General features: G+C 53.6%; 23 protein-coding genes and 2 pseudogenes. 9 read left to right on the top strand and 16 right to left on the bottom strand.

Annotated features, from left to right (window positions below; all coding sequences use genetic code 11):
* Window positions 1-172: 172 nt before the first annotated feature.
* Window positions 173-1,582 (top strand): MDR family MFS transporter, encoded by a 1,410-nt coding sequence (locus tag JMJ04_RS21310; RefSeq protein ID WP_201372519.1) that lies wholly within the window; start codon window positions 173-175, stop codon window positions 1,580-1,582.
* Window positions 1,583-3,172: 1,590 nt separating this feature from the next.
* Here the strand turns inward: JMJ04_RS21310 and JMJ04_RS21305 are convergent.
* Window positions 3,173-3,322: a hypothetical protein gene (locus tag JMJ04_RS21305; RefSeq protein ID WP_201372518.1), complete on the bottom strand. Its 150-nt coding sequence runs from the start codon at window positions 3,320-3,322 to the stop codon at window positions 3,173-3,175.
* A 90-nt stretch (window positions 3,323-3,412) separates the two neighbouring features.
* Here JMJ04_RS21305 and JMJ04_RS21300 point away from each other — a divergent pair, with 90 nt between their 5' ends.
* Window positions 3,413-4,285: an LLM class flavin-dependent oxidoreductase gene (locus JMJ04_RS21300; protein WP_201372517.1), complete on the top strand. Its 873-nt coding sequence runs from the start codon at window positions 3,413-3,415 to the stop codon at window positions 4,283-4,285.
* Window positions 4,286-4,643: 358 nt separating this feature from the next.
* Here the strand turns inward: JMJ04_RS21300 and JMJ04_RS21295 are convergent, their stop codons facing one another.
* Window positions 4,644-5,030 (bottom strand): PPOX class F420-dependent oxidoreductase, encoded by a 387-nt coding sequence (locus JMJ04_RS21295; protein ID WP_201372516.1) that lies wholly within the window; start codon window positions 5,028-5,030, stop codon window positions 4,644-4,646.
* A gap of 564 nt (window positions 5,031-5,594) precedes the next feature.
* On the opposite strand from JMJ04_RS21295, the gene JMJ04_RS21290 reads away from it, so the two are divergent.
* The gene (locus tag JMJ04_RS21290; protein WP_201372515.1) at window positions 5,595-5,990 is read left to right on the top strand and encodes a DUF1801 domain-containing protein; all 396 of its coding nucleotides are present in this window, start codon (window positions 5,595-5,597) and stop codon (window positions 5,988-5,990) included.
* Between the two features lie 75 nt (window positions 5,991-6,065).
* Here JMJ04_RS21290 and JMJ04_RS48765 read toward each other — a convergent pair whose 3' ends face one another.
* The 3 genes and pseudogenes from JMJ04_RS48765 to JMJ04_RS21275 form a co-directional block, all read right to left on the bottom strand.
* Window positions 6,066-6,329, bottom strand: coding sequence for a YdeI/OmpD-associated family protein (locus JMJ04_RS48765; RefSeq protein WP_201372514.1), 264 nt, complete (start codon window positions 6,327-6,329; stop codon window positions 6,066-6,068).
* A 599-nt stretch (window positions 6,330-6,928) separates the two neighbouring features.
* Window positions 6,929-7,135 carry a hypothetical protein gene (locus tag JMJ04_RS21280; protein WP_201372513.1) on the bottom strand — a complete coding sequence of 69 codons (207 nt, stop codon included), beginning with the start codon at window positions 7,133-7,135 and terminating at the stop codon, window positions 6,929-6,931.
* Between the two features lie 249 nt (window positions 7,136-7,384).
* A pseudogene (locus JMJ04_RS21275) lies at window positions 7,385-7,597 on the bottom strand (helix-turn-helix domain-containing protein); the annotation flags it as partial.
* A 215-nt stretch (window positions 7,598-7,812) separates the two neighbouring features.
* Between JMJ04_RS21275 and JMJ04_RS21270 the strand changes: the two are divergent.
* A pseudogene (locus JMJ04_RS21270) lies at window positions 7,813-8,964 on the top strand (ISL3 family transposase); the annotation flags it as partial.
* A gap of 62 nt (window positions 8,965-9,026) precedes the next feature.
* Here the strand turns inward: JMJ04_RS21270 and JMJ04_RS48760 are convergent.
* Entirely contained in the window at window positions 9,027-9,188 is a 162-nt protein-coding gene (locus JMJ04_RS48760; RefSeq protein WP_420799520.1) for a DNA cytosine methyltransferase, read from the bottom strand.
* 105 nt (window positions 9,189-9,293) lie between these two features.
* A complete protein-coding gene (locus JMJ04_RS21265; RefSeq protein WP_201372510.1) occupies window positions 9,294-9,740 on the bottom strand; it encodes a DNA cytosine methyltransferase in 447 nt (148 codons plus the stop codon).
* 245 nt (window positions 9,741-9,985) lie between these two features.
* Here JMJ04_RS21265 and JMJ04_RS21260 point away from each other — a divergent pair, with 245 nt between their 5' ends.
* Window positions 9,986-10,309: a VOC family protein gene (locus JMJ04_RS21260; protein WP_201372509.1), complete on the top strand. Its 324-nt coding sequence runs from the start codon at window positions 9,986-9,988 to the stop codon at window positions 10,307-10,309.
* 178 nt (window positions 10,310-10,487) lie between these two features.
* On the opposite strand, the gene JMJ04_RS21255 is transcribed toward JMJ04_RS21260, so the two are convergent.
* The 9 genes from JMJ04_RS21255 to JMJ04_RS21215 all read right to left on the bottom strand — a co-directional run bounded on the left by JMJ04_RS21255 (window position 10,488) and on the right by JMJ04_RS21215 (window position 17,799).
* The gene (locus JMJ04_RS21255; RefSeq protein WP_201372508.1) at window positions 10,488-10,847 is read right to left on the bottom strand and encodes a hypothetical protein; all 360 of its coding nucleotides are present in this window, start codon (window positions 10,845-10,847) and stop codon (window positions 10,488-10,490) included.
* Window positions 10,848-10,849: 2 nt separating this feature from the next.
* Window positions 10,850-11,314 carry a DUF6220 domain-containing protein gene (locus JMJ04_RS21250; RefSeq protein WP_201372507.1) on the bottom strand — a complete coding sequence of 155 codons (465 nt, stop codon included), beginning with the start codon at window positions 11,312-11,314 and terminating at the stop codon, window positions 10,850-10,852.
* 19 nt (window positions 11,315-11,333) lie between these two features.
* Window positions 11,334-11,690, bottom strand: a complete 357-nt coding sequence (locus JMJ04_RS21245; RefSeq protein ID WP_236038230.1) for a hypothetical protein — start codon at window positions 11,688-11,690, stop codon at window positions 11,334-11,336.
* A 132-nt stretch (window positions 11,691-11,822) separates the two neighbouring features.
* Window positions 11,823-14,549, bottom strand: a complete 2,727-nt coding sequence (locus JMJ04_RS21240; protein WP_201372506.1) for a winged helix-turn-helix domain-containing protein — start codon at window positions 14,547-14,549, stop codon at window positions 11,823-11,825.
* Window positions 14,550-14,588: 39 nt separating this feature from the next.
* Window positions 14,589-14,915, bottom strand: a complete 327-nt coding sequence (locus tag JMJ04_RS21235; protein ID WP_201372505.1) for a hypothetical protein — start codon at window positions 14,913-14,915, stop codon at window positions 14,589-14,591.
* 30 nt (window positions 14,916-14,945) lie between these two features.
* Entirely contained in the window at window positions 14,946-15,395 is a 450-nt protein-coding gene (locus tag JMJ04_RS21230) for a response regulator (RefSeq protein ID WP_201372504.1), read from the bottom strand.
* A 14-nt stretch (window positions 15,396-15,409) separates the two neighbouring features.
* Complete coding sequence (locus JMJ04_RS21225; protein ID WP_201372503.1) at window positions 15,410-15,892, bottom strand: sensor histidine kinase; 483 nt, start codon at window positions 15,890-15,892, stop codon at window positions 15,410-15,412.
* Window positions 15,843-16,553: a histidine kinase gene (locus JMJ04_RS21220; RefSeq protein WP_236038229.1), complete on the bottom strand. Its 711-nt coding sequence runs from the start codon at window positions 16,551-16,553 to the stop codon at window positions 15,843-15,845. The genes JMJ04_RS21225 and JMJ04_RS21220 overlap by 50 nt, the downstream gene beginning before the upstream one ends.
* Window positions 16,554-16,941: 388 nt before the next feature.
* The gene (locus JMJ04_RS21215) at window positions 16,942-17,799 is read right to left on the bottom strand and encodes a helix-turn-helix transcriptional regulator (protein ID WP_201372501.1); all 858 of its coding nucleotides are present in this window, start codon (window positions 17,797-17,799) and stop codon (window positions 16,942-16,944) included.
* 145 nt (window positions 17,800-17,944) lie between these two features.
* On the opposite strand from JMJ04_RS21215, the gene JMJ04_RS21210 reads away from it, so the two are divergent.
* From JMJ04_RS21210 to JMJ04_RS21195, 4 genes are all read left to right on the top strand, one after another.
* Complete coding sequence (locus JMJ04_RS21210; RefSeq protein WP_201372500.1) at window positions 17,945-19,102, top strand: quinone oxidoreductase family protein; 1,158 nt, start codon at window positions 17,945-17,947, stop codon at window positions 19,100-19,102.
* 499 nt (window positions 19,103-19,601) lie between these two features.
* Entirely contained in the window at window positions 19,602-20,117 is a 516-nt protein-coding gene (locus JMJ04_RS21205) for an RNA polymerase sigma factor (RefSeq protein WP_201372499.1), read from the top strand.
* Window positions 20,114-21,184, top strand: a complete 1,071-nt coding sequence (locus JMJ04_RS21200; RefSeq protein WP_201372498.1) for a DUF4179 domain-containing protein — start codon at window positions 20,114-20,116, stop codon at window positions 21,182-21,184. The genes JMJ04_RS21205 and JMJ04_RS21200 overlap by 4 nt, the downstream gene beginning before the upstream one ends.
* 353 nt (window positions 21,185-21,537) lie before the next feature.
* On the top strand, window positions 21,538-22,308 hold the full coding sequence (locus JMJ04_RS21195; RefSeq protein WP_236038228.1) for a group II intron maturase-specific domain-containing protein: 771 nt from the start codon (window positions 21,538-21,540) through the stop codon (window positions 22,306-22,308).
* The last annotated feature ends 242 nt before the right edge of the window (window positions 22,309-22,550 follow it).

Below are 22,550 nucleotides of genomic sequence, written 5' to 3'. Positions count from 1 at the left end.
GGCAGAGCACTGTCGGGCGTATTTCGCGGATCGTCAGGCGTATCGCACACGGGTTCTGACGTTCTTTGAGCGTGCTTTACGCCCGGTTCCCAACCCCATGACGATCTCTCAGAAAGATCGACAGCAAACACGTTCGCGACGGACTGTTCTGCCTGCAGAATCGCGCGCCCTGATGGAAGAACAGGATGCGCCCAAACAGGAAATCCCTGCGGCACATCGAAAGCGAACCATGTTTCATGCTTTCGCGATGTTCACGGGATATCCCCGAGCCTACTGGTACCTGCTGTTTGGGACATTGATCAATGGAACGGCCACCTTTGTCCTCCCGTTTGAATCGCTCTACCTGGTCTCCGTCCGACATCTTCTGGTAAGCCAGGCGTCGGCCATTGTCGCACTCTATGGGATTGGCTCGTGCGTCTCGGCACTGCTTGGAGGAGTGCTAGCCGATAGGATTGGACGTCGCCCCACCATTCTTTCTGGCCTGGTGGGCCTGACCGCGACGACCTTTGCCCTGGCCTGTATTCAGGAGACCTGGTTGATTGCGCTGCTCACATTCCTGATGGGCTTCTGGATCTCGTGGTATCGCCCCGCGTCGAATGCGGTGCTGGCCGATCTCATTCCGCAAGCGCGCCAGGCCCAGGCCAATAGCCTGGTGTATTGGGCCTATAATCTGGGCATGGCCGCATCTCCCCTGTTGGCAAGTATCATCGTCCCATATATTGGCTATACCATCCTGTTTTGCGCCGATGGCATCGGGACCGTACTCTTTTGTCTGCTGATTTTCCTCGGTCTACCGGAAACACGTCCAACCGCGACCAGATCCTCCATGCATTCAGTGCCTCATCTCAAACAGGCGGCGAGTACGTCCGGAATCTGGCGGAATGGTCGCTTCCTGCTCTATACTGGTCTGTCTTTCTTCCTGACAAGCATATACTTTCAATACTCTTCCACGCTGCCAGCAGATATGCAGCTCCATGGGCTGGATGCCGCGCATTATGGCCTCGTAATCTCTATCAACGGGATCGTGGTGGTCCTGCTTGGCCTGCCACTCTCCCATCTGCTGACGCGTTTTGCCCCTTTCAAGGCCCTCGCGGTATCGGTCTTGCTCCTGGGGGCGGGATTCGGCCTGACCGCTCTCGCTGACTCCCTGTTTTCGCTTCCTCTGTATGCTGGCTCGGTTCTGGTGTGGACGATCGGGGAAATCATCTTTGTCCCCGTCTCAGCCACGATTGTTGCTCTGCTTTCTCCTACCACTGAGCGTGGGCTGTACCAGGGGGTGGCACGCATGTCCTGGGGCCTCTCTGCCTTTGCTGGTCCTCTGTTGGGAGGCCTGGTCCTTCAGCAATGGGGATTCGCCTTATGGATCGGTTGTGCGGTGCTGGGAACTGGACTGGCGTGGAGTTTCCTCCTGCTCGGGCGCGTGAAGAACCGCGCTCAGCTCAACGAAGAAGCCCTGCCTTCATCTGCGAATGCTTTAGCTTCAAAGCTGGTGCCTTCGCCCGAAATGGAGATGTACCTGGCAAAATGTGGGAAGAGTGTCCTCACTGACGGCAAGCGGAAGGCAAAAACGGCTGCTTCGTAGAAAACTAAGGGAGGCTCTCCTCTGTTCTGCCACGTCTCCCTGAAGGTTAGTCACCAGACCCCACGGCTGATGCGTATGGGATCTTGGCCAGGAAAAGAAGAGTATGTGTAGGTGTCAGTACCGGTACAATCTCAAGCCGATGAAGGGCGTTTTGCCTCAATGGCTCTGCGAGTGTAGCATGCTTCTCAGGCGCTATCAAGGTCGCTTCGCTTTCCCTTGACACCGCCTGAGAAGCATGCTCAGAGAATTGATGTGCCATTGAAGCGAAAAAATGATCATGCTTTTCTCTCTTCCCAAAGATGTCATTTCAGTCTTCAACCGGCGCGTCATGACGTTGGCGTGAACAGGAGGAGGCAAGCGGCAATCAAAGCTCCGGTGAGAGAGGCAAGGAACTGCCGATGCGGCGCACCCATTCATGTACAAGGGATCAACCCAGATGCGTATGAGGGGTCCTTCACGCATCGCCCAATCAGCCGTGAGGGGTCCACCCAAAAGCCGGGCAGGGGTCTTCAGTTCCCTGGAACGAGGGGAGCTCCTCCTCGCTGCCTCTCCATTGGTATCCTACAACACACTTTTCACCTCTATCAAGATCCCGTACATAAAGCCGGGGGCTTGTATCTCTCCTCACGCTTACCCGTGGATCAGGGAAGGATACGTTAGCCTTCAGGACAAGCCTGAACACCACTAGGACGGGTGACAAGCGGTTCAACCAACCGCCACTTCCTGGAGGAAGTCGCCCCACACGGAAAAGGGTACACAGGTTGAGCTAGCGTACAGGGCGTTGGCCCTCATGCCGATCCGTGCATGCTGAACAGTTCGACCGATGCAGGTATCCATGCATCACAAACAGTTTCTCTTGAGTCAGAGGAGTGCCTTTGTGCTGACCTGTTCGCGAACATATACACATCTCTTCTTAGGCAACACAGGAAAACCGGAAAGGAGAGGGCAGGCCCCGCCACCCATGCGCCTGAAAAGGACTGGGCATTCCTCCCCGCGCATGAATGCGGGGGTCTCCTGCCTCGATTTAATGATCTTCAACGAGATGATCGGGAGGAAAACAATCACCCAGGTGCACGGAAAGGCGCGAGCGCCTGGGTGTAATCGACTGTTTTGAAGGCTCTACTCATGACAAGGAACATCACAGAGAGACGTTGCTGTAACAGACTAAGACAGCCAAAATCTCGTGCGGCACTCAGCAGGCAATGTGAGGGAGATGCAGGTATTCACGTGTTGATCCCCAGCGGTTCTTCCTCTCAACGTGGCGTGGAAACCTCGGTGGTTCGCTGACATCTCTTCCCTTTTACTCACTGAACAGAGCCGTCGCGTGATCTGGGGCTGAATTCTTGCCATGGCTGCTAGTCGTGGGTTTGGGCTGAGGAAAAGGAGCGTCAGGCGAGGCGTCGAATGCGGTACAATAAGGGGGGGCTATGGAACAAGGAGGGCTCATGCGGTTGATGAAGAGGCAAGAGGGAGTGACAGTCCACATTTCCTTGCCATGGGAGATTGAGTATTTGGCATCTCTGTCCGAGCAAGGAAGAGAATGGGTCCCTCTCTCAAGTACTGGAGATAATGCCCAGGTAGTGGGTATGATCAATAGCCGGTCGTACGAAATCCAACTCCATCCAGGAGTGGAGATTGTCGATCGGTAAGTGGTGGTCCTTTCGCCACCAACATCTTCCCAAGGCTAAGTGGGAGATTGCCAGGGGAGGGATGCAGGGCATCCTCGAGGATGCCCTGCATCCCTCCCCTGGTTTTTGCTGTATGCTCTGGCAATTCGATACAGATAACAGTACGTTTTCGCTTAAGAGGGCGGGAAGGAAACAACTTCATATGCGATTTGGTCTGGCGCTGCCCAATGTCGGCAGATATAGTGATATTGCTACGCTGGTTGACCTGGCGCTTCTGGCGGAAAGGGATGGCTGGGATGGTATCTTTCTCTGGGACACACTCCACTACCAGGCCGATAGCCAGGAGGTATGTGACCCTTGGATCGCGCTAACGGCCCTCGCGTTGAACACCGAGCGCATTCACATCGGTACCATGGTTACGGCTCTGACGCGCCGCCGCCCCTGGAAGGTCGCGCGCGAAACGGCCACGTTGGATCGCCTGTCTGGTGGCCGCTTGATTCTTGGCGTAGGTGCTGGCGACGAGGGTGATAAGGGCTTTACCCATTTTGGTGAGGAGCAAGACAGTCGCACACGTGCCAAATTGCTCGACGAAAGCCTGGATATCCTGAATGGTTTATGGAGCGGAGAGCCGTTTAGCTACAGTGGCGAACATTACCAGGTGCAGGAGATCACCTTCCTACCCACTCCTCTCCAGCAGCCGCGCATTCCAGTCTGGATAGCTGGAACCTGGCCGCGAAAGGGACCTATGCTCCGTGCCGCGCGTTGGGATGGTGTGAATGCCTTTGCCCAACGCGAAGATGGAACCTTAGGAGAAATCTTGCCAGAAGAGGTTGTCCAGTTGCGAGCCTTTATGGATGAGCACCGTGAATCCGATCTACCACTGGATATAGTCGTAAGTAGCAATGTCTTTGCCGCATATGATGATGAGGATGCTCAGGCGCTTTTAATCGACTACAAGGACGCGGGCGTGAGTTGGTGCCTGCAAAGCGTCTGGCCTGAGACCGATCCAGAAGATGTGCGAACTGGCCTCCAGCGAGGACGCGACACCTGGTACAAATACGCACTCCGCGAATAAGTTGCAATAAGCTTATAGAGAAAGAGGATGCCCCCCCTGATGAAGCCAGGGGGGGCATCCTCTTTCTCTATAAGCTTATTGCCTGGCTGCCTTGTAGGGATGATGCAAGGTCTTGTCGCCTTTCTAGTTTTCGCGCAGGCTGGGTTGAGTGAGATCCCAGTCAGGGCGTGTCTTCTGCATGACGGGGCATATTGTTCAAGAAGCAGTGCTTCTGTGTTTCCCTGATCGATGGATAGGTGAGATGCATGAGAAAGATGTATAGGTATGTGTCAGGGCAATTGCATCTAAAAAAACTCGTGTCTGCAACTTCTGCAACCAGCCAGTTGCAGAAGTTGCAGACACGAGAGAGCAGTACCGCCTACACGTACCCCAGGATGCGGTCAACCTTTACGCACAAAACCACACGCGGATCGCCACGATAGCGCGAGGAGGAGCCATACTTTTCTGCCAGGGTATTGTAAAAGGCTCCAGTGGGATCTTCCTCGATCTTATCAACCACCCCACGAAACTCGGCATAAGTGTAGGGGTCATCGGGGTCAGTAATCGTGATAGCCACACGCGGATCACGCTTGAGATTCTGATATTTCTGACGTTCAGTGGTATGGGTAAACTTGATGTATTCCTCATCCCACAAAAACCACATCACTGATGAATTTGGCTCTCCCTTAGCGCCAATTGTTGCAAGATGCGCGAACGCTTTCGAGTTGAGTATCTTCTGAACTTTGGGACTATTCAAATCGGCCATGCAAATAACCTCTCGACATTACTTTGGCTGAAAGGCGTGATCGCCTTTCAGGTAATAGAACCCCATAATCTGCATAGTTTATTCCTCTCGTTGCTCTGTAAACTCCAACTTCTCCGCAGTTTTAGAGCTTCTGGTAAATGACGCGAAAAGTGGATCTGCCCACGGGATACGCAACGAGATGTGTTTTTGATTGAGGTGTCTTCACAGGTCGTTTCACGCTCCGGCTTTTTGCTGGTAAAGGATCAGAAAACCTCTGCTTTATGAAAACGAGAGGGCAGCGAAGAACACTCTCAAGCCAAATTAATGCTGAGCTACATCTCGTTGCGCATCCCGTGGGCAGACCCCAATCTTGAGCATAGGAACTCATGTTTCTTGGAAAGCCGCTTCTCATCTAGCTTCTTTCACTGAGATTTTGTAAATTGGAAGGAGGAAAGGAAGGTACCGATCCCGCATCCCGGATCGGGTTCGCCAGTTCGCCAACCCCATGAGCTCGGTCTCTTTCAAACCACAAAGAAAGATGGTAATGATAGAATGCTGTAGCAACTATAAGAGAAAGAGGTGCATATGGAAGACACGTCTGCTGCTCAGCAGATAAACATCATAGTCAAAAAGTATGACGATTGGCGGGGTGAGATGTTGTCACGGCTGCGCGCTTTAATCAAGCAAGCTGATCCTGCCTTAGTTGAAGAAGTGAAGTGGAAAAAGCCTTCAAGACCCGAGGGAGTCCCCGTGTGGTCTCATGATGGAATACTCTGCTTTTGCGATACTCTCAAGAATGCCGTAAGGTTAACATTCCCCAAGGGTGCTCAGATGAAAGATCCGCAAAAGCTCTTTAACACGCGCCTAGATAGCAAAAAAGTTCGTGCAATCGACTTTCACGAAGATGACACCATCAATGAGGCCGCGTTAAAAGCACTCATTCTGGAAGCTGTGGTGCTGAACAAGTCAAAAGCAAAATGAGCCCTTATTCTATAAAAGTCATCATTTATGATGACTTTTTAGATTGTTTATCGAGCACCCACTGCACCGACGGGCTTATTGACTTGTCCGTGCGGTGAATACAGCCATCCAACAACAAGGTCGGCGCATGCCCTCTTTGAGTTGCGTGCGCACCCTTTCAACGTGCTGCCTTCTGGTTTCTGGTTTTTTCACGGAGATCGTCCAGCATATCCATTCATTGCGCGCAAGAGGCGTAAGATCCTCCCATGAGGCTCTCGCCTCCGCGTCAGAAGCGAGGATTTCTCGTAAGTCCTCTGGCAATTCGTGGACAATACCACCGGAGATTTCATTGTTAGTCATAGTCATACGTCTATACTACAACAAAATAGCCTTCTCTCGCAAAGATTGCTGGCGCTAACAGTATCTTCAATTTGCCTGCCTTCTCCCGTGCCGAATTGACAAAAATGGTGTGCACATGTTCGCTTGTGGAGCGGCTTGATCTGCTGCCAATGGCTGTGCTGGTAAATAGTGCGAATGTTCGACGGTTTTTAAGGCTCTTGTTCATTTTCGGTGGAAAAGCTCATCATCAATTGAAAAGAGAGAGCTTGGGTGGCTTCTACAGTGATCTTTTGCTGTGTTTTTCCACCGAAAGTGACCAAGACCCGATTTTAGAGTGAAGAGTGGTCAAGCGGTGCGAAGAGTGATCAGCTCAACCATTTTCCATTGGAGAAGCCGCTCCACATCTAAGGTATCAAGAGGAAATGTTGTAAATAATGTGCTCGTCATCTTGTTTCCAAGAACAAGTCGATCATCGTTGGTATCTTTCCCCAAAATGTGCTCATTCAGCGGGCATCCATTGCTTTGAGAGGACAACGATTCGAGGAAAGATGGTTCTCTGAAAATGTGCGCGAATTGCTACCAACTTGTGAGAAGTGAGAAGATGCTAACTCAAGTTCCGACTAGCTTCGTATTGCTTCTGGATGTGCCAGGAGCCACTCACTGAGTTGGAGAAAGGGTGGTCGACTCAGCAACTGGCGAACAGGATCATTTGAAAATCCATCAAGAGCCGCTGCAAAGAGCAGCACGGCTGCCGTGTAAGGAACCAACGCTCTTTTCTCCTCCTCGGTAAGACGCCAGTTTGCGGCATCCTCTGCTGTTTCTGCCATCTTGGCAAACCTCCGCAGGAACAATGACCACTGTTCCAATTATTTCGGGCGCAACCGCTACGATCTGTTCCAGCCTGGTGATCCCCTTTTGCGACTCTATTGCAATAAAGATCATAGATAAAGCTAGTATACCATATCTGCTCCTCAGTAGTAATAAACATGTGAAGCGACTCTTCCGCCGCGAATGGGGAATTTGTAACGAGAAACGGCAATACCGATCGGATGTACTGGTGAACCATGGAAGGATCTTCATCGCAGCCTACGATCCTCTCCCACCTGGCCTAATCCGGCTTCCCTCGCCCGGATCACTGCCTGTACCCGGTCTGCCACCTGCATCTTGCTGAGGATGTTGGAGACATGGTTGCGCACCGTTTTCAGTGTAAGCCCCAGCAAATCAGCAATCTCCTGGTTGCTCTGGCCCTGAGCCATCAGAGTCAGCATTTCCATTTCCCGCTCGCTGAGCTCCGAGAAAACCTGCTTCGCAACGGCCGGGCGGGAGGTGGAAAAGAACGGCTAATCGCGATACCGCGTGGAATCGCTTCATTTTTCACACCTCTACAAGACAACCAGAAATCGCGATAGTGCGTGGAAAAGAAACAGGATGCCTCTCGTAATCGTCTCTCCCTTGCTACCACTTTTACTTTCATTGCTGAGAATTTCTTGGGTAATACTCTGCAATGGGAGAGATGCTTTTGGACCTCCTGGGCCTGGCTGACTTTCGTACTCTGGCAACCGATGAACAAAAACACCACTTTCACTTTCAGGTGACGCCCATCGCGCCACCGCTTCAGTGTGTCCATTGTGGTCATCACAAGCTGTATCGCCATGAGACGAAACTACAACTGTTTCTGGACTTGCCCATTCGGGGCAAGCGCGTTGGTATTACCGTCGAGCGCCGCCGCTATCGGTGCTGTGCCTGTCGCCACACCTTCTTCGAGCCGCTTTCCTGCATGGATGAACGCCACTTCATGACACATCGCATGGTGAGCTACATCCAACAAGAAGCGCTGAGGAGAACGTTTGTCAGCATTGCTGATGAAGTGGGAGTCGTCGAGAGCACCATTCGCGTTCTCTTCAACGAGTTTGCTACCTCCATTCAGCCGCGCTTTCCAGATGACAAGCTGCTCTATCTGGGCATTGATGAACTGTATTTGTTGCACCAATACCGCTGCGTCATTACTGATGTCCAGAACCACCACATTATCGATTTGCTTCGAGACAGGCTCAAACCAAGCGTTCTCACCTACCTGTGTAGCCTGCCCGATACCACCAAAGAGCGGATTACTGTCGTCTGCACTGATATGTGGGCAAGCTATCATGATGCAACTCGTGAAGCCTTGCCACACGCCACACTGGTTGTAGACAAGTTTCACGTTCTCAAGCTGTTTTCCGGTTGTCTGGAAACTGTTCGCAAACAAACCCGTAAGAGCCTGACAGACAAGCAACGTCGAACACTCATGCATGATCGCTTCTTGTTGCTCAGGCGTGCGCACGACCTGGACGAGCAAGAAACACTGATTGTTGAAGCGTGGCTCAACAACTTTCCTCGATTGCAGGCAGCCTACCATCTCAAAGAAGCGTTCTACGGCATCTATGAAGCCCCAACACAGGAGATTGCCTTGCAACGCTACTTTGCCTGGCTGGCTTCGATCACGCTTGATATGTACGAAGCCTTTTTGCCCCTGACACTGGCGATTGGGCACTACGGAGACGCCATCTTTAGCTACTTCACCTATCGCTACACCGCCGGATATACCGAGAGCCTGAACGGGTTGATGAAGTTAACCCAACGAATGGGACGCGGATACAGCTTTGAAGCGATCCGCGCCAAAGTGCTGTTGACAGATGGTCTGCGAAAAACCTCGCGACCTGGCTACAGAGAGCAACAGTCTCATGACGCATCCCCCGAGACTGCCGACATGGCCGTTAGAACGGCTTTGGCAATGGCCCGCCCCAATGGAAGAGGAACCCCATTGCCAACCGCTTTCACGGCTCCTGCAACCGTAAACGAAGGCAATTCAAAATCATCAGGCAGTCCTTGAGCACGCCGCATCTCCTCAAAGGCGGCACGCGACTTGTACCCCAACTCATTTGCCTTCGATGTCCGAGATCGATCTACACCAGGCTTAACCCCACCACTGGCACAGGCAGCCAGTACCTATTCTTGCGGCTCTGGCGTCTCTGGCACCAGGAGCCGCCGCCCGTCGCGTGTTCCAAAGGAAATGCGTCTCGTCCGGCTCTGGGTGCCACCGCCATGCTTACGGTTATTGAGCAATTGTGATTGAACTTGGTAGCCAAGGACAACAGGTAACGGCGCATCCAGTACATTCTCCATGATGAACCAGGCTGGTTGAGCCTCTTTCACGCACCACTCAAATTCAGGAATGAGATTAGGAGCGGTCTGGTAGCCGTTGTACTCGACTAGGTACTTGAACCTGCTAAATGCTTGGCAGGGAGGGCCGCCAATGATGCCGCCAAAATGACCCAATTGTGGGTGAAAATCTCGAATATGGCCCTCGAGTATTAACTGACGCATATCTGGTGGCAAGCTTCGCGCAGTCTCTTGCGGCTGCTTGCGCGGCCTGGAGGCGAAAAAGCTGACCATCCCCTGCTCGTCAAAGTCATCTGCTTTGCGCTCCAGGCTGGTGCGCGGCTCACCTGTCTCTTTTGCCCGTTGAATGGCCGGATCGCCGAAAAGTACTACAGGGCGCAGCAGTTCATAGGCCGTTTGCTCCGTCCAGAGTGTGTACTGCTGAATAGTCTGCCAATCTTCGGTATGCTCTCGTTGCTGACGCTTGCGCTTGGGTACCGTGCTCCCTCCTACACGATGAAATTGGCGATAGTGTCATCATGGCGTTTGATGCGCGAAAGGAGTGGCCTACTACTCCCAGCTTCCTGCGCCTCTATGTCCCGAATAGCGATGCAGTGTACCAGCAAGCCCTCGCTGCCGGAGCAACTGCGGTCACCGAGATGACTTCCCTGGCTTTCGGCGACCGAGTGGGACGCGTTCGTGACCCCTTTGGCAACCTGTGGTGGATTCAGACACGTCTGGAGAACCTGACCTTTGAGGAGATGACAAAACGCGCCGCAGAGCAGCAGTATCGCGATGCCATGCGGAATTTTCAGGAATCTCTTGATCAGGAACTCTCCAATCGGGGGCACCAGCAATCATGATGAGACCTCTCGCCGCTGGACCTTATCGATCTCTAAGAGAGGAAGCTGGATCTTGCCTTCGTATAAGTATGCACGGTGAGGTGTCATCTGGAAAGCGTTGGAAACAGAGGGACTTGAATTGATGCAACGCTCTGACATCATTCCTTGTAACAAGGATGTCAGAGCGTTGTCATTAATGTCAAGCACTGTGGAGAGCACGCAGGCGCTTTAGTGTGCTCTCGATCCATTCGAGTTCGGCGCGAAGCATGACGCGAATGTGCTCACGAATGATTTGCTGGACGATGTCCGTGTATTCCTCCTCTGTCCGCGCCCGTGATTCATCATGGACGCGGATCAGATTACGCTGGACCAGGGCGCGGCGCTCTTCAAGGATGAGCGCCGTCTCGTCGGGCCGCATGTAGCGCAGGAAGAAGAGACCAATATCAATGGTATCGACCTCTGTATCATAGTCGCGCAGAGCGAGGCGCAATTGTCGATCAAAGGTGTGCTGTTGCTCGCGCGTGAGCGATGGCAGACTGATGCAAATGGTGTGCCACATTTTCAATCACCCCTGCTTTGTCGCGTCGAACGTGTCCAACTGAACGCGCTATAGCCGAGAAGTGCTGAGATGATGAAGAGCAGGAGCGCGTTGACCGGGTGAAGCGCGGTCAGAGCGGGCGCGTGAAAGGCGTACAAGAACGATACCAGCCCTACCTGGAAGATCACATCCACCACCAGCAAGAGGTGTAGAAGCACGACCTTGCGTGGGAAGCGTCCCAGCGGTAGCAGGATCAGCATGAATATCGAGAACATGGCTAGCATCCAGCCAAGCCCCGAATGCACTCCCAGCCACCCTCCGTTATCGAAGATGCCCAGGCCCGCGAAGTACGCCTGAATGAGCACGCACAGGGCAAAGAGCCAGGTAACAATGATATATATAACCTGAAACACGCGAGTGACGATGCCATAGACGCGCTTGATTGGGTGTACTGTATCTGTAGGGTTGCGTTTGCTCTCTTCTATCATTTGACGATCACCTCAAGTTTCATACCCGCGTGGATGGTGCAGTAAAGATGGAAGGTGCCAGCCGTATTGAAGGGTCCGATATCAGCCGAACTATTACCGCTAATCTGTAAATCCTGAACTGTGGGTGCGCCAGCTTCGCTGGATGACTTGGCCGTTGTGCCCTCCCAGGTCCCATTGGCGATAGTGTGCGGGTATAGGTGTCGGCGACAAGATGAATGCTCTCGCCCTTCTTAATAGTGATGAATGACTTGACGAAGGTAGTATCGCTCATGTGAACGGTGTTGGGAGCGTCGCTCGCCGCGCTATTACTACAGGCGACCAGGCTCAGGAGAACGACGCTACATATGGACAAAATGATGAGGGTCTTACGAAACATAGAGTTCTCCTTCATTCTATATCTTTCCTCGCGGGATGTCCGCGTTGTAACAATTACGGATGAAGGAGGGGACTCGCTATCACCCGGAGAGGGTGATTGTGAGGATGATTTTGATAGGGTGACATCAATGGGTTAGAGCAAGCCTAGGCGTTGGGCTGTGTCGTAGGCATCCTTGCGCGTGGAGACATTCAGCTTACGATAGATGCTCTTGACCTGCGTTTTGACGGTGTTGATGGAGACAACCAGTTCGCGTGCGATCTCTGGACGGGAACGGCCCGCCGCGAGCAGGCGCAGGACGCGCAACTCCTGTGGGCTGAGCAGGTCGGGGATGCCAGGATCGCTGTCAGGCACGGAGAAGCCCTGGATGAGCTTGCGAGCGTAGGCCAGTAGCGATTCCTCGTGTATGTCACGCAGGGTAGCGCGCAGTAAGGTTCTCATGGGCTCGCCCTTATTCAGAAAGAGCCGCTGATAGCCCTCCGGCTGAGCTTTCTCTAGCGCCAGGAGTAGGAGGCGTCGGGACTGGGACATGGTTTGTTCCTGATCTGATCCCGTGGCGTGGGCCAGGGCCGAGAGTGCCAGTATCTCCAGTTCGTTATATGCACGTCCTCCCTCGTGAGCCTCAGTAAGCCACGGTTCGAGCATGCGTAGTGCCTCTGGCGTGCGTCCCTGCTCGATGAGAAGGCGAGCCAGGGCGATGCCTTCTCGCTCGCGAATGAGGTAAGTAAAGTCTTCGTCATCGCGCGGGAGATTCGCGGCCCAGCGTCGTGCTGTAGGCTGGTCGCCGCTCACAAGCGCTAGGTTCGCCTGTTCAAGCAGTAGTTCACGTTGCAGACGTGGCCTCTGGAAGCGCGCAAGGCGCGTCGCTGCCTCTCGCTCCGCCTCTTCATAATCAGCATGTTCACCGCGCGCAAGCGTCGCAAGCGCCAGGAGTAGCAAGGCCCGGATTTGAAGCTCTTCGAGGTCCCGCTGCTCAGCTATAGCCAGGGCCTCGTGAGCCTTCCGCTCGGCCTGCTCCAACTCGTTCCATTCATAGGAAAGACGCCCCAGCCTGAGCAGCGCGAATCCCTTATCATCAAGCCAGTAACCTTCCGTGACCCGCTCCTCGATCTCCTTAAGAACCTGCTGGTAAAACATACTCGCCTGGTGCAGTTTGCCCTGTAGAACGCATATGTCGCCCTGCCCGCTGATCGCCGCGAGCATAGGCGCGGTCGAGTCGCAAGATGCGAGCAGTTGCCGGGCCTGAGCGAAGAGGCGTCCAGCCTCGATAAGTCGTCCCTTCAATGTCTCTTCCAGACCGACATTTAGCAGGCTCATGCCACGCCACTGCACTTCATGCTCCGGCAGGTGTAGCAGGGACTCGCGAGCTGCGCGGAACGACTCAACATAATCCTCCTGCCACAGAGCAACCAGCGCGCGAAACGATTGAATCTGTGCCAGGCGTTGTAGGTTGCCTTCGGCACGCCAGTAGTGCTCGGCGAGACGCAGAGGTGTCTCGATGCGCGTTCTCGTCACCGGAGCGTGGCGATCCTGGGTAAAGAGGAGCGCCGCCGCGTAGAGGAAGCCCAGACCGGGTTGCTCGTGCAGGATCTCCATGGGAAGCACTCTCAGCCAGCGCCAGAGCGTCTGATGCTCAAAGTAGTTGCCCAATGGCTCAACGAGGCGCATAATCAGAAGCGTCATGCGAGTAAAGTCCTGAATCTGCATGGCGACCTCAATCGCCTCCGGTAACATGTCCTCATGCTCGTACCATGCACTGGCCCGACTCATAAGAGCGTGTATCTCGCTCTCTCCCAGGCGACGACGAGCTTCATGTCGCATGGCTTCGGCGAGGAGCGCGTGGTAACGATACCACGCTTGCGCGCCGTCGAGTGGCTGCAAGAACAGGTTCGCGCGCTCTAGCTGGTCGAGCACGAGGGTGCTATCATTCCGACCTGTTACCGCGTCACAGAGCGAGGCCGTCAGACGATCAAGCAAACTGGTCTGGAGCAGGAAGGTCTGAAGCTCCTCCGGCTGCGCGCGTAGCGTCTCTTCTACCAGATATTCCAGAATATGGCGGTGACTGCCAGAGAAAGTAGAGAGAAGCTCTTCAGCCTCCGGCGCGTTCTCATGACCGCGCAGGGCCAGCGCCGCCAGTTGTATGCCGACCGGCCAGCCCTCCGTACGCTCCGCGAGATGTTGCACGACCTCATAGGCGAGAGGACGTGCCAGTGCGCGCCCCAGGAAGAGACGAGTCTCCTCTAGCGAGAAGCGCAAATCGGTGGCGCGCAACTCATAGAGATCATCATGCGCGCGCAGGCGTGCCAGGGGCAAAGGGGGATCGTTCCGCGTCAGGATGACTAGGCGCAGGGCGGATGATGGGAGATCTAGCAGGCGTACAAGCGACGCATGCAATTGCGGCGAGGTAATCAGATGGTAATCTTCCAGCACTACAACTCCGACGCCTTGACAGTGGCTCAAGTCGTTAAACAACGCGGCCAGCATGAGTTCAGGCAGGCGCTCAGGTGGCGGCTGACGTGGCGATTGCAGCAAAGACAGTGCTGCCTGCCCTACGCCTGGATGCAACACCTGACAGGCCATAATGAAATAGCGCCAGAAGCGAACAGGATCGTTATCGCTCTCATCCAGAGCGAACCAGGAAACCACTGGTGCTGACTGACAGGTATTCCGCCTGGATGCCCATGCCGCCGCCAGCGTTGTTTTCCCATATCCTGCCGGAGCGGAGACGAGGGTAAGTGTGTGTTCCGAAGCAGCGTCCAGGCGCGCCAGAAGTTCCTCACGCGGCACCATAGAGGCTCTCAGGCGTGGCAAATGCAGTTTAGGTCTCAACACTGGCAGCAGAGGCAGCACGTCACCGCTCACATGGCTCTCCTTCGATAACACCTATCGCGACAATACTTTTCACCACAGATTACAACGTTCATGGCCTGAACGCAACACATTACCTAAGCCATTCATGGCTATTTCATGCTTGGCAGACGCTCTCCGCACATACGAATCTTCGCCTTCGGCGCTCTGGGGTAGGATGTGGGTACGGGCAAAACGGACAATTGCCCGTACCCACATCCTACCCCAGAGCAGATCAGGGCCACGTACCACCGTAAAGCCATTCTCTTCAAAATTTACAGCCTGACTATGATATGCTTGGTCCCGCCGTTGTGGTTGAAACGTGTTGCCACAACCTTCACACTGCCGAGGAGCAAGCAAATTATATGGACTCTTCCCCATTTGCACATCCTTGTTTCTTCTGTGAAATTGTCACACGATTCCACGCACTATCGCGATTAGCCAAAAGAACCTGAGCACACGCCGGGCAATACCCAGGCCGAAGATGGCCTCTCCATTGATGATAGCGTGAATGGCCCGCATAATCTCGGCCTGGTTCGCCCCTTTGAGTACATAGCCGTGAGCGCCCGCGCGCATAGCGGCAAAGACCAATTCGTCATCTTCCAACATCGTCACCATCAGGATCTTGATCCCGGGGTGCGCAGCCAGGATCGCGCGAGTGGCCTCGATACCATTGATCCCCGGCATTTTGATGTCCATAAGGATCATATGGGGCCGCAGAGTCTCTACCTGGGCAATGGCTTCTTCGCCAGTAGTGGTTTCCCCCACCACAGTCGTCTCGGCAACCGAGTCGAGCAGGCCATGCATGCCGTTGCGAAAAAGTGGATGATCATCAGCGATGAGGATGCGAATAGGGTCCATAATCAAGCCTCCTGTCAGGATGGTGATGAGAGAGGACGCTCCGATACAGGGAAAGGAGACGAAAGCACGCAGGGAAGCTGGGCGCGCACGACAAGCCCTCCAGTTGGTACAGGCTCAAGCACAACCCACCCGCCCAGTTCCTCCGCTCGTTCGCGCATCGAGGTCAGGCCCACGCCACGCTGGCAATCTCTCAAACACCCCTGCCCGTCGTCCCGCACCTCCACGGTCAGCGTCATAGCCGCCTCATTCAGCTCCAGGCGGATAGTGCAAGAGCGCGCCCGAGCGTGGCGAACGACATTGGTCAGAGCTTCCAGAGCGATCCGGTACGCCTCGACCTCGACTGCCGCCGCAAGCTCTGGCAAGCTGTCGGGCACGTCAAAGTGGATGGATGGGCCGGAGGTGTACTGCACTGCCTGTTCACGTAAAGCCGCCACCAGCCCCAGTTCATCAAGGACCGGCGGCCGCAACCCGTAGACCAGGCGGCGAATATCGGTCACCGCGCTCTGTGTTTGCACCGTGATCGGCAAGTAGCATCTCGGCCAGCGAATTATGTCCCAGGCGGTTGCGCGCGGTCTCCAGTTTCAGGGTGAGGCTAGCCAGTTGCGGACCAAGCCCGTCGTGCAGGTCTCTGCGCAGGCGACGACGCTCTTCCTCGCGAGCCGTCACCAGACGCTCGCGTGAGCTCTGTAAGTCGATCGTCAGGCGTTTGAGATCCTCCGTCAATTGGACTGCGTGAGCGGCAACGCCCGCCTGCCGCGCCAGATCCTCCAGTAATCGGTGTTCAGCAGGTGTGAACGCTTCGCCGGGGGTACGAGTCGCAAGAACCAGTTCTCCTACTTGCTCGGATTGAGAGATCAGCGGCACGTGGAGCACCGCTTCTGGCGCCGTTCCATGTGAAGCCACCAGAACCAGCTCTTCTCCCTGCTTGAGAGTAACCGCCACATACGGCAGCTTGAGGGTTTGAGCCACCACTTCAACAACCGCGGGCAGCACCGCCTCGGGAGCAAGCACCGCCTCCAGGCGCTGCCCCAGACGCGAGATAACCTGGTAGGGATCATCTCGTTCGCCATACATCAGACGGTTGATAGTGCGTTGGAAATGGGTGCGCAGAGGTTGAAACAGCACCGCGATGAGGCCTGTGGCCAGCAGGGAGATCATGAGGTTACCCCTCGCTTGCAAAATGGTGCCCAATCCGCCTATCACCAGCGTGTAGAGGCCGAGGACACAGACGGTGAGAGCACCATAGACCAGCGTGCGGTTGATAACGATATCGATATCCCATAGGTGAGATCGCAAGATGGCAAAAGCGAAGGAGAGTGGGATGAGCGATTGAACACAGTCCTTGCTCAGTTTGTGAGTGACCTGCGTTCTTCCTACAAAACAGCAACGATTTGCAATGGTGGATCACGTGAGGCTGCGAACCGCAAATTTGGGCGAACTCACTGGCGTAGAAATGTGTCCAATCGGACAAGATAGGAGACCAAACCTGAGCAACAGCAACATACGTGATTCCAGTGGTGTTTCACAACCATCACTGGAATCACCCTTAGGGTGTCACTCCTCCTGCAATTTTTCCCTGTTTATAGAGCTGTTCGAGTTTCTTGGCAGTTTCCTCATTTGCTGGAAGATAGATCACCATTTTCAATCCAGGAGAGCCATCAATCTGAAAAGTACTATGATCGAGCGTAAGCAAGCCCGTCTGAGAATGAATGATTTCCTTCTGCCCATCTTGTCTCCCTTGCACCTCGTGACGCGGCCACCAGCGTGCAAATTCTGGACTGCAATGCTGCAGGTCCATAATCAGTGCACCCAACCGTTCATCATCGCGATAGTGGCTGCTACTCGCTCGGAACTGTGCCAGAACCCGCTGCGCTATTCCCTCCCAATCCACAAAGCGGCGGCGAAATTCCTCGTTAGTGAAGATTAAACGCACAATATTGCGCTCCCCTACTGACAGGGCTGCAAAGTCTGCGATAACCTGGCACGCCGCACGATTCCAGACCAGCACATCCCATCTCCGGCCCATAATATAGGCTGGGCTGCTTCCCTGGTGCTCAAGAAACTTCTGCAAGAAAGGACTGGCATGTTCCTGCTGAGGTGCAGGATGCTGAAGTGGTACTTGACCTGCTAGAAGAAACAGATGTGTTTTCTCCTCCGCAGAAAGCCGTAAGGTTCGTGCCAGACTATCGAGTACCTGGACGGAGACATTGATCTCTCTCCCCTGTTCCAGCCAGGTATACCAGGTGACCCCGACACCGGCAAGTTGTGCTACTTCTTCTCGTCGGAGTCCCACCGTCTTGCGGCGTGCTGTGCGTGGTAATCCCACATCTGTTGGTGACAGCCTAGCCCTGCGCGTGCGTAAGAAGGTTGCCAGTTCACCACGTTGCTCGTTGTTATTTGTCATGCTGCGCTCCTTTCCCTGGTGGTGCCAATACCAGTATTAGCACGCTCTGGTATAGCCTCAGAACCTGTGGCATGCTACTACCAGAATTAGCATGCTCGCATAAGAGCAGCAATGTCAAGTTGCAAATACAGAAAGGACATAGTATATGAAGGCCGCAATTCTCAAAACCATCGGTCAATCCCTTGCCATTGAAGATATTCCTGAACCAGTGCCGGGTGCAGGCGAAGTCCTTGTTCGTGTGCTAGCTGCTCCAGTCCTGACCTATGCACAGGAAGTCTTTACTGGGCAAAGACACTATCCCTTATTGCTTCCGCTCGCTCCCGGCTGTGGAGCTGTCGGTATTGTAGAAAAAACGGGTCCCGACGCTACTCGACTTAAACCTGGTCAGCTCGTCTTCTGCGATCCCACCGTGCGGTCACGTGATGATGCTCTTTCCCCAGATATCATGCTGCAAGGATGGGTCGCTCCTGGCGAGGGACCACAGAAACTCCAGGCACACTTCAGGAATGGTTCGTTTGCTGAAAAAATGCTCTTACCCCTTGAGAATGCCTTCTCTCTTGAACATGTGCGTTCCATTGATCCCGCCAAACTTGTCTGGCTGAATACGCTGCTAGTCTCCTACGGTGGGTTCTTAGCTGGGGGCCTCCAGCCTGGACAGGTTATTGTGGTCAATGGAGCAACCGGTCACTTCGGCAGTGCCGCTGTCGCCGTTGCTTTGGCTCTGGGCGCGGCTCGCGTCGTTGCATCTGGGCGCAATGAGCAAGCTCTTAACACGCTCGTACACCAATTCGGTTCACGTGTCCGTCCTGTGCTACTTTCTGCAGATGAAGCGACTGGTAGTAATCGCTTTAGAGAAGCTACTGAAGGTTCTTCCATCACGTATTCGGCCTATTCTTTATCTGAAGATGAAGCGATGAACCGCAAACGCTTTATGGAAGCGGCTGAAGGTCCAATCGATTGCCTGCTGGATATCCTGGGACCCATCCACGATTCCGCACCAACCCGCCGTGCCATTATGACTGTGCGCCCTGGAGGAACAGCCGTCTTGATGGGAGGCGTGCAAGCCGATCTGGATATACCTTATAACTACGTGATGCGCAACAATCTGGTGATTCGCGGCCAATGGATGTGTCCAAGGCATGCGCCCTCGCTGCTCATTGAGTTGATTCACAGTGGCCTGCTCACCCTTGAACCATTCTCCGTCTCCACATTTCCGCTTGAACAGGTCAATCAAGCCGTCCAATATGCCCACGACCACGGAGGCGCTTTCCAACTCACGGTGCTCAAACCATCCAGCATGTAAAAGGGACCTTCGGAATTTGTTGTGTTCAAACTATCCTGATCCTGATCGATCCTCGATCACATATTCGTGTAAAGCCGCTCTAACTGTCAACGGCAAGCGATGAAGCACTGGGGACAATGGAGATCGATCGTGTCCTCGTGATCAGGAGAGGCTCTGCGCAAAAAAACTTGCCGCACCCGCACTTCGGGGCTCAGCTGGATTGCAATCAGGGTAGGCACGGTGCATCGATTGCCTGCTTGCACGAGGGAAAAATCATCTTCCTGCGAGTATATGCGATGACCGCACTCCGTTATGAGTGGGAGGGCTAATCTTCTCACTTGGCATAGCCAATTACGATAGAAAATTCAAGAATATTCTCCAACGTGTCCACCTGGGAACCTTTCACGAATGAACCGCATCTTTATTTTGTGAGAAGCGCTTCTTACAGAAAGTTGTCCGGATTTAGAAAGTATTCAGGGTGATAGATAAAAAAATCATTTTTCGTGCACAGAGAGGAGATATGCAAGCATTTCAACGGATCGTTGAAGAGTACCATCAACTCCTCTGGCGTACTGCTCGCATTCTTCTGAGAAATCTGGCCCCGACGGAAGATGTCTTGCAGGAAGCCTGGATCGATATCTGGAAGGGCTTACCCCGACTCCAGAATTATCTGACCATTCGTTCCTGGCTGCTGACTGTTGTTGCTAATCGCTGCCGAATGACATTACGGCGTGCAGCACCTGTCACAGTTTCTCTAGAAAATGATCCCGATATGCTCCGGTTGCCAAGCGACATCGAGGATGTTCTGGAGCAGATTACGCGCATAGAGATCTCGACAGATCTCCGCCACGCACTGGATAGGCTTCCAATCGAGCAGCGGCACGTGCTGGAATTACGCTATTTCGCCGACCTGGAACTGAACGAAATAGCCCTGGTAACCTCTCTCCCTTTAGGAACCATAAAATCGCGCCAACATCGAGCGCTACAAACCTTGCGTACAAGCTTGCAAGGAGAGAAAGAGAAGCTCTTTTTATGAAGAATACACCCATGAAAGGTTTAGAACAGCATTTGCGTACACACTATCACGAGGAATTCGGTAATCCCTCACCGGCCAGCGAGTTTTGGAATACCCTTGCAGGGCGCTTACCTGTGCAAGAGCAGCCGCAGTCCTGGTGGCAGCGCTGGTTCCGTGCGCTCTCGCCAACCGGGATCATGCTAACGTCTGGTTCTCATCGTGTCTCAACGCGCAGGATCGCGCTTACCTTCTCGCTGGCGCTTGTTGTCTTGTTGTTCGCGACTGGCGCCTTCTATGCTACTGGAGCAATTCGTTTTCACTCGGATCAGCCAGCCCAAACCATGCTGAACCCAGGTGTTAACTCGGCGGCCTTGCTTTCGTCACTCGTGAAGAGTGATGTGCAAGCTCGCACATTGGCCTTTACTACAGTGAATCAGACAGAGGGAACTGGCTCCAATACCATAAATCTTCAGAACGTATACGCTGATGCCAATAACATTGTGCTTGGCTATACCTTTACCATTAAGGTTGGACCATTGGGACCCCAGATGCCCCTACCAACGATTACTCTTCCCGGTCAGCAACCGATCAAACCCTATAACACGTTGATCAAATTTGGTGACACGATCAAACCTGGGCAAGAACGAACAATCGCGGCTCTGGCCTACTTCAACGCATCGGCCATTCAAAGTAATCCTCAGCATATACAGTTGAATATCTCGATCTCCAGGGGGACAACAGTTGAGCACTTCAGCCCAACCGTTCCTTTCTCTGTGGGCAAGACTGTTCATGTGCATCAGACTGTGACAGCCTACGGACACACGATTATGCTCGACCGCGTCGTTATCACGCCATCTGAGTCCCGTTTCTACTTCTCAAGCCGGGACGTGAATCGGCTTGATATTACGAATCTGTCCATCTCGGGGAAGAAGATATCCGGCAGCCCTATGCCCATTCCCGTGGTGGGATACTCCTTTGGCATCTGGCAGAATCTGGTGAACAACACTGGCACCTGGACAGTGAATGTCTCGGCTCCCACTAACAGTCTGTGGGGAAAAATCTGGCAGTTCACCTTCGATGTGAAGTAAATCAACATACTTGCTGTTGTGCATGTTACGACGCCCCTTGTGCGCCTGACATTCGCTGCAACGTAAAATAACCTGATGCTGCGAGCCTCGTACTGTCTGTGTGAACCATAGCAGATATGAGGCTCGCTTCCTCTATTCATACGATGTTGAATACACTCTCCAAATTGTGGCTATACAGAATTCTATGCAAGTGAACCTCATAAGCTTATACCAGAAGTTTAGAGCGATGTATTACCACGTTCACCACAGGTATCTCTGGTCTGGTTCAAGAGACACCGCACCAAGATGTACTGTTCTGATCGGTGTCGCCAATGGGCCTACCGTCAGCGACAAGCGCTGAAGCTCTGGGAACAATGGAGATCGATCGTGCCATTGCGGTCAGGATAGGCTCAGCTTGGCGCAAAAAAACTTGCCGCACCCGTAAAGAGGCGGTCAAACGTCACACTGCTGATATGAAGGTGGTGATTGACAGAAATCAACATGCCCCACAAGAGAAGCTCATTGAGGAACTCAATCGCGTGAATCGGGGATGGGCGAACTACCATCGCCGAACAACGGCCTCAAAGACGTTTCATGCCTGTGACCATCTGCTCTACCTCCAATTAAAACGGTGGGCGAAGCGCCGCCATCCCAACAAGGGAGGGCATTGGATCGCGAACAAATACTGGCATGTGGATAAAGGACAGGGCTGGCAGTTTCAAAGCCAGCAAGCAAAGCTGTGGAAACACGGACAAGCACATGTCCAGAGACACATCAAAGTCAAGGGAGCGGCCAGCCCTTACAATGGCGACCTTCTCTACTGGAGCCAACGACTCAAAACTCATCCCCTGTGCAATGGCGTCAAGGGAGTGCTCTTGCAGAAACAGCAAGGGAAATGTCGCTGGTGTGAATTGCTCTTTCAAGACACCGATGTCATTGAAATCGATCACATTACCCCAAAAAGTGAAGGCGGCGGCGAAGAACTCAGTAACAAATTTTTGCTCCACCGACATTGCCATGATGAACGACACGCCCGACGTGTCAATGGTATCTGTGCCAAAGACCCGATCATTGAGGAGCCGTGTGACGGGAAACCCTCAAGCACGGTTTTGAAGCCGAGCGGGGGAGGTGACTCCCTCGCTTAGGTTAACAATCGCGTGCGCAAGCACTCCACGCTGGGCTATCTCAGCCCAGTGCAGTTTGAGATCATGAAGCGTTGACTTTTCACTTCATCTGATCATTCAAAGCGGGACAACCACCACCACCACTCCATAGAAATGCCTCTCTTTTTCTCCTTCCAGGAATCTATCGCGAAACCTTTTCCTATCCAGTCGTTGACCTCGTTGCTGCCCTGGTACAACAACAGCCTCTGGACAACCATTTGATA

The sequence above is a fragment of the Ktedonobacter robiniae genome (assembly GCF_016587375.1).
Taxonomy (GTDB): Bacteria; Chloroflexota; Ktedonobacteria; order Ktedonobacterales; family Ktedonobacteraceae; genus Ktedonobacter; species Ktedonobacter robiniae.
Note: the sequence above shows the minus strand (reverse complement) of the source record. Positions and strands in the feature narration are given on the sequence as shown.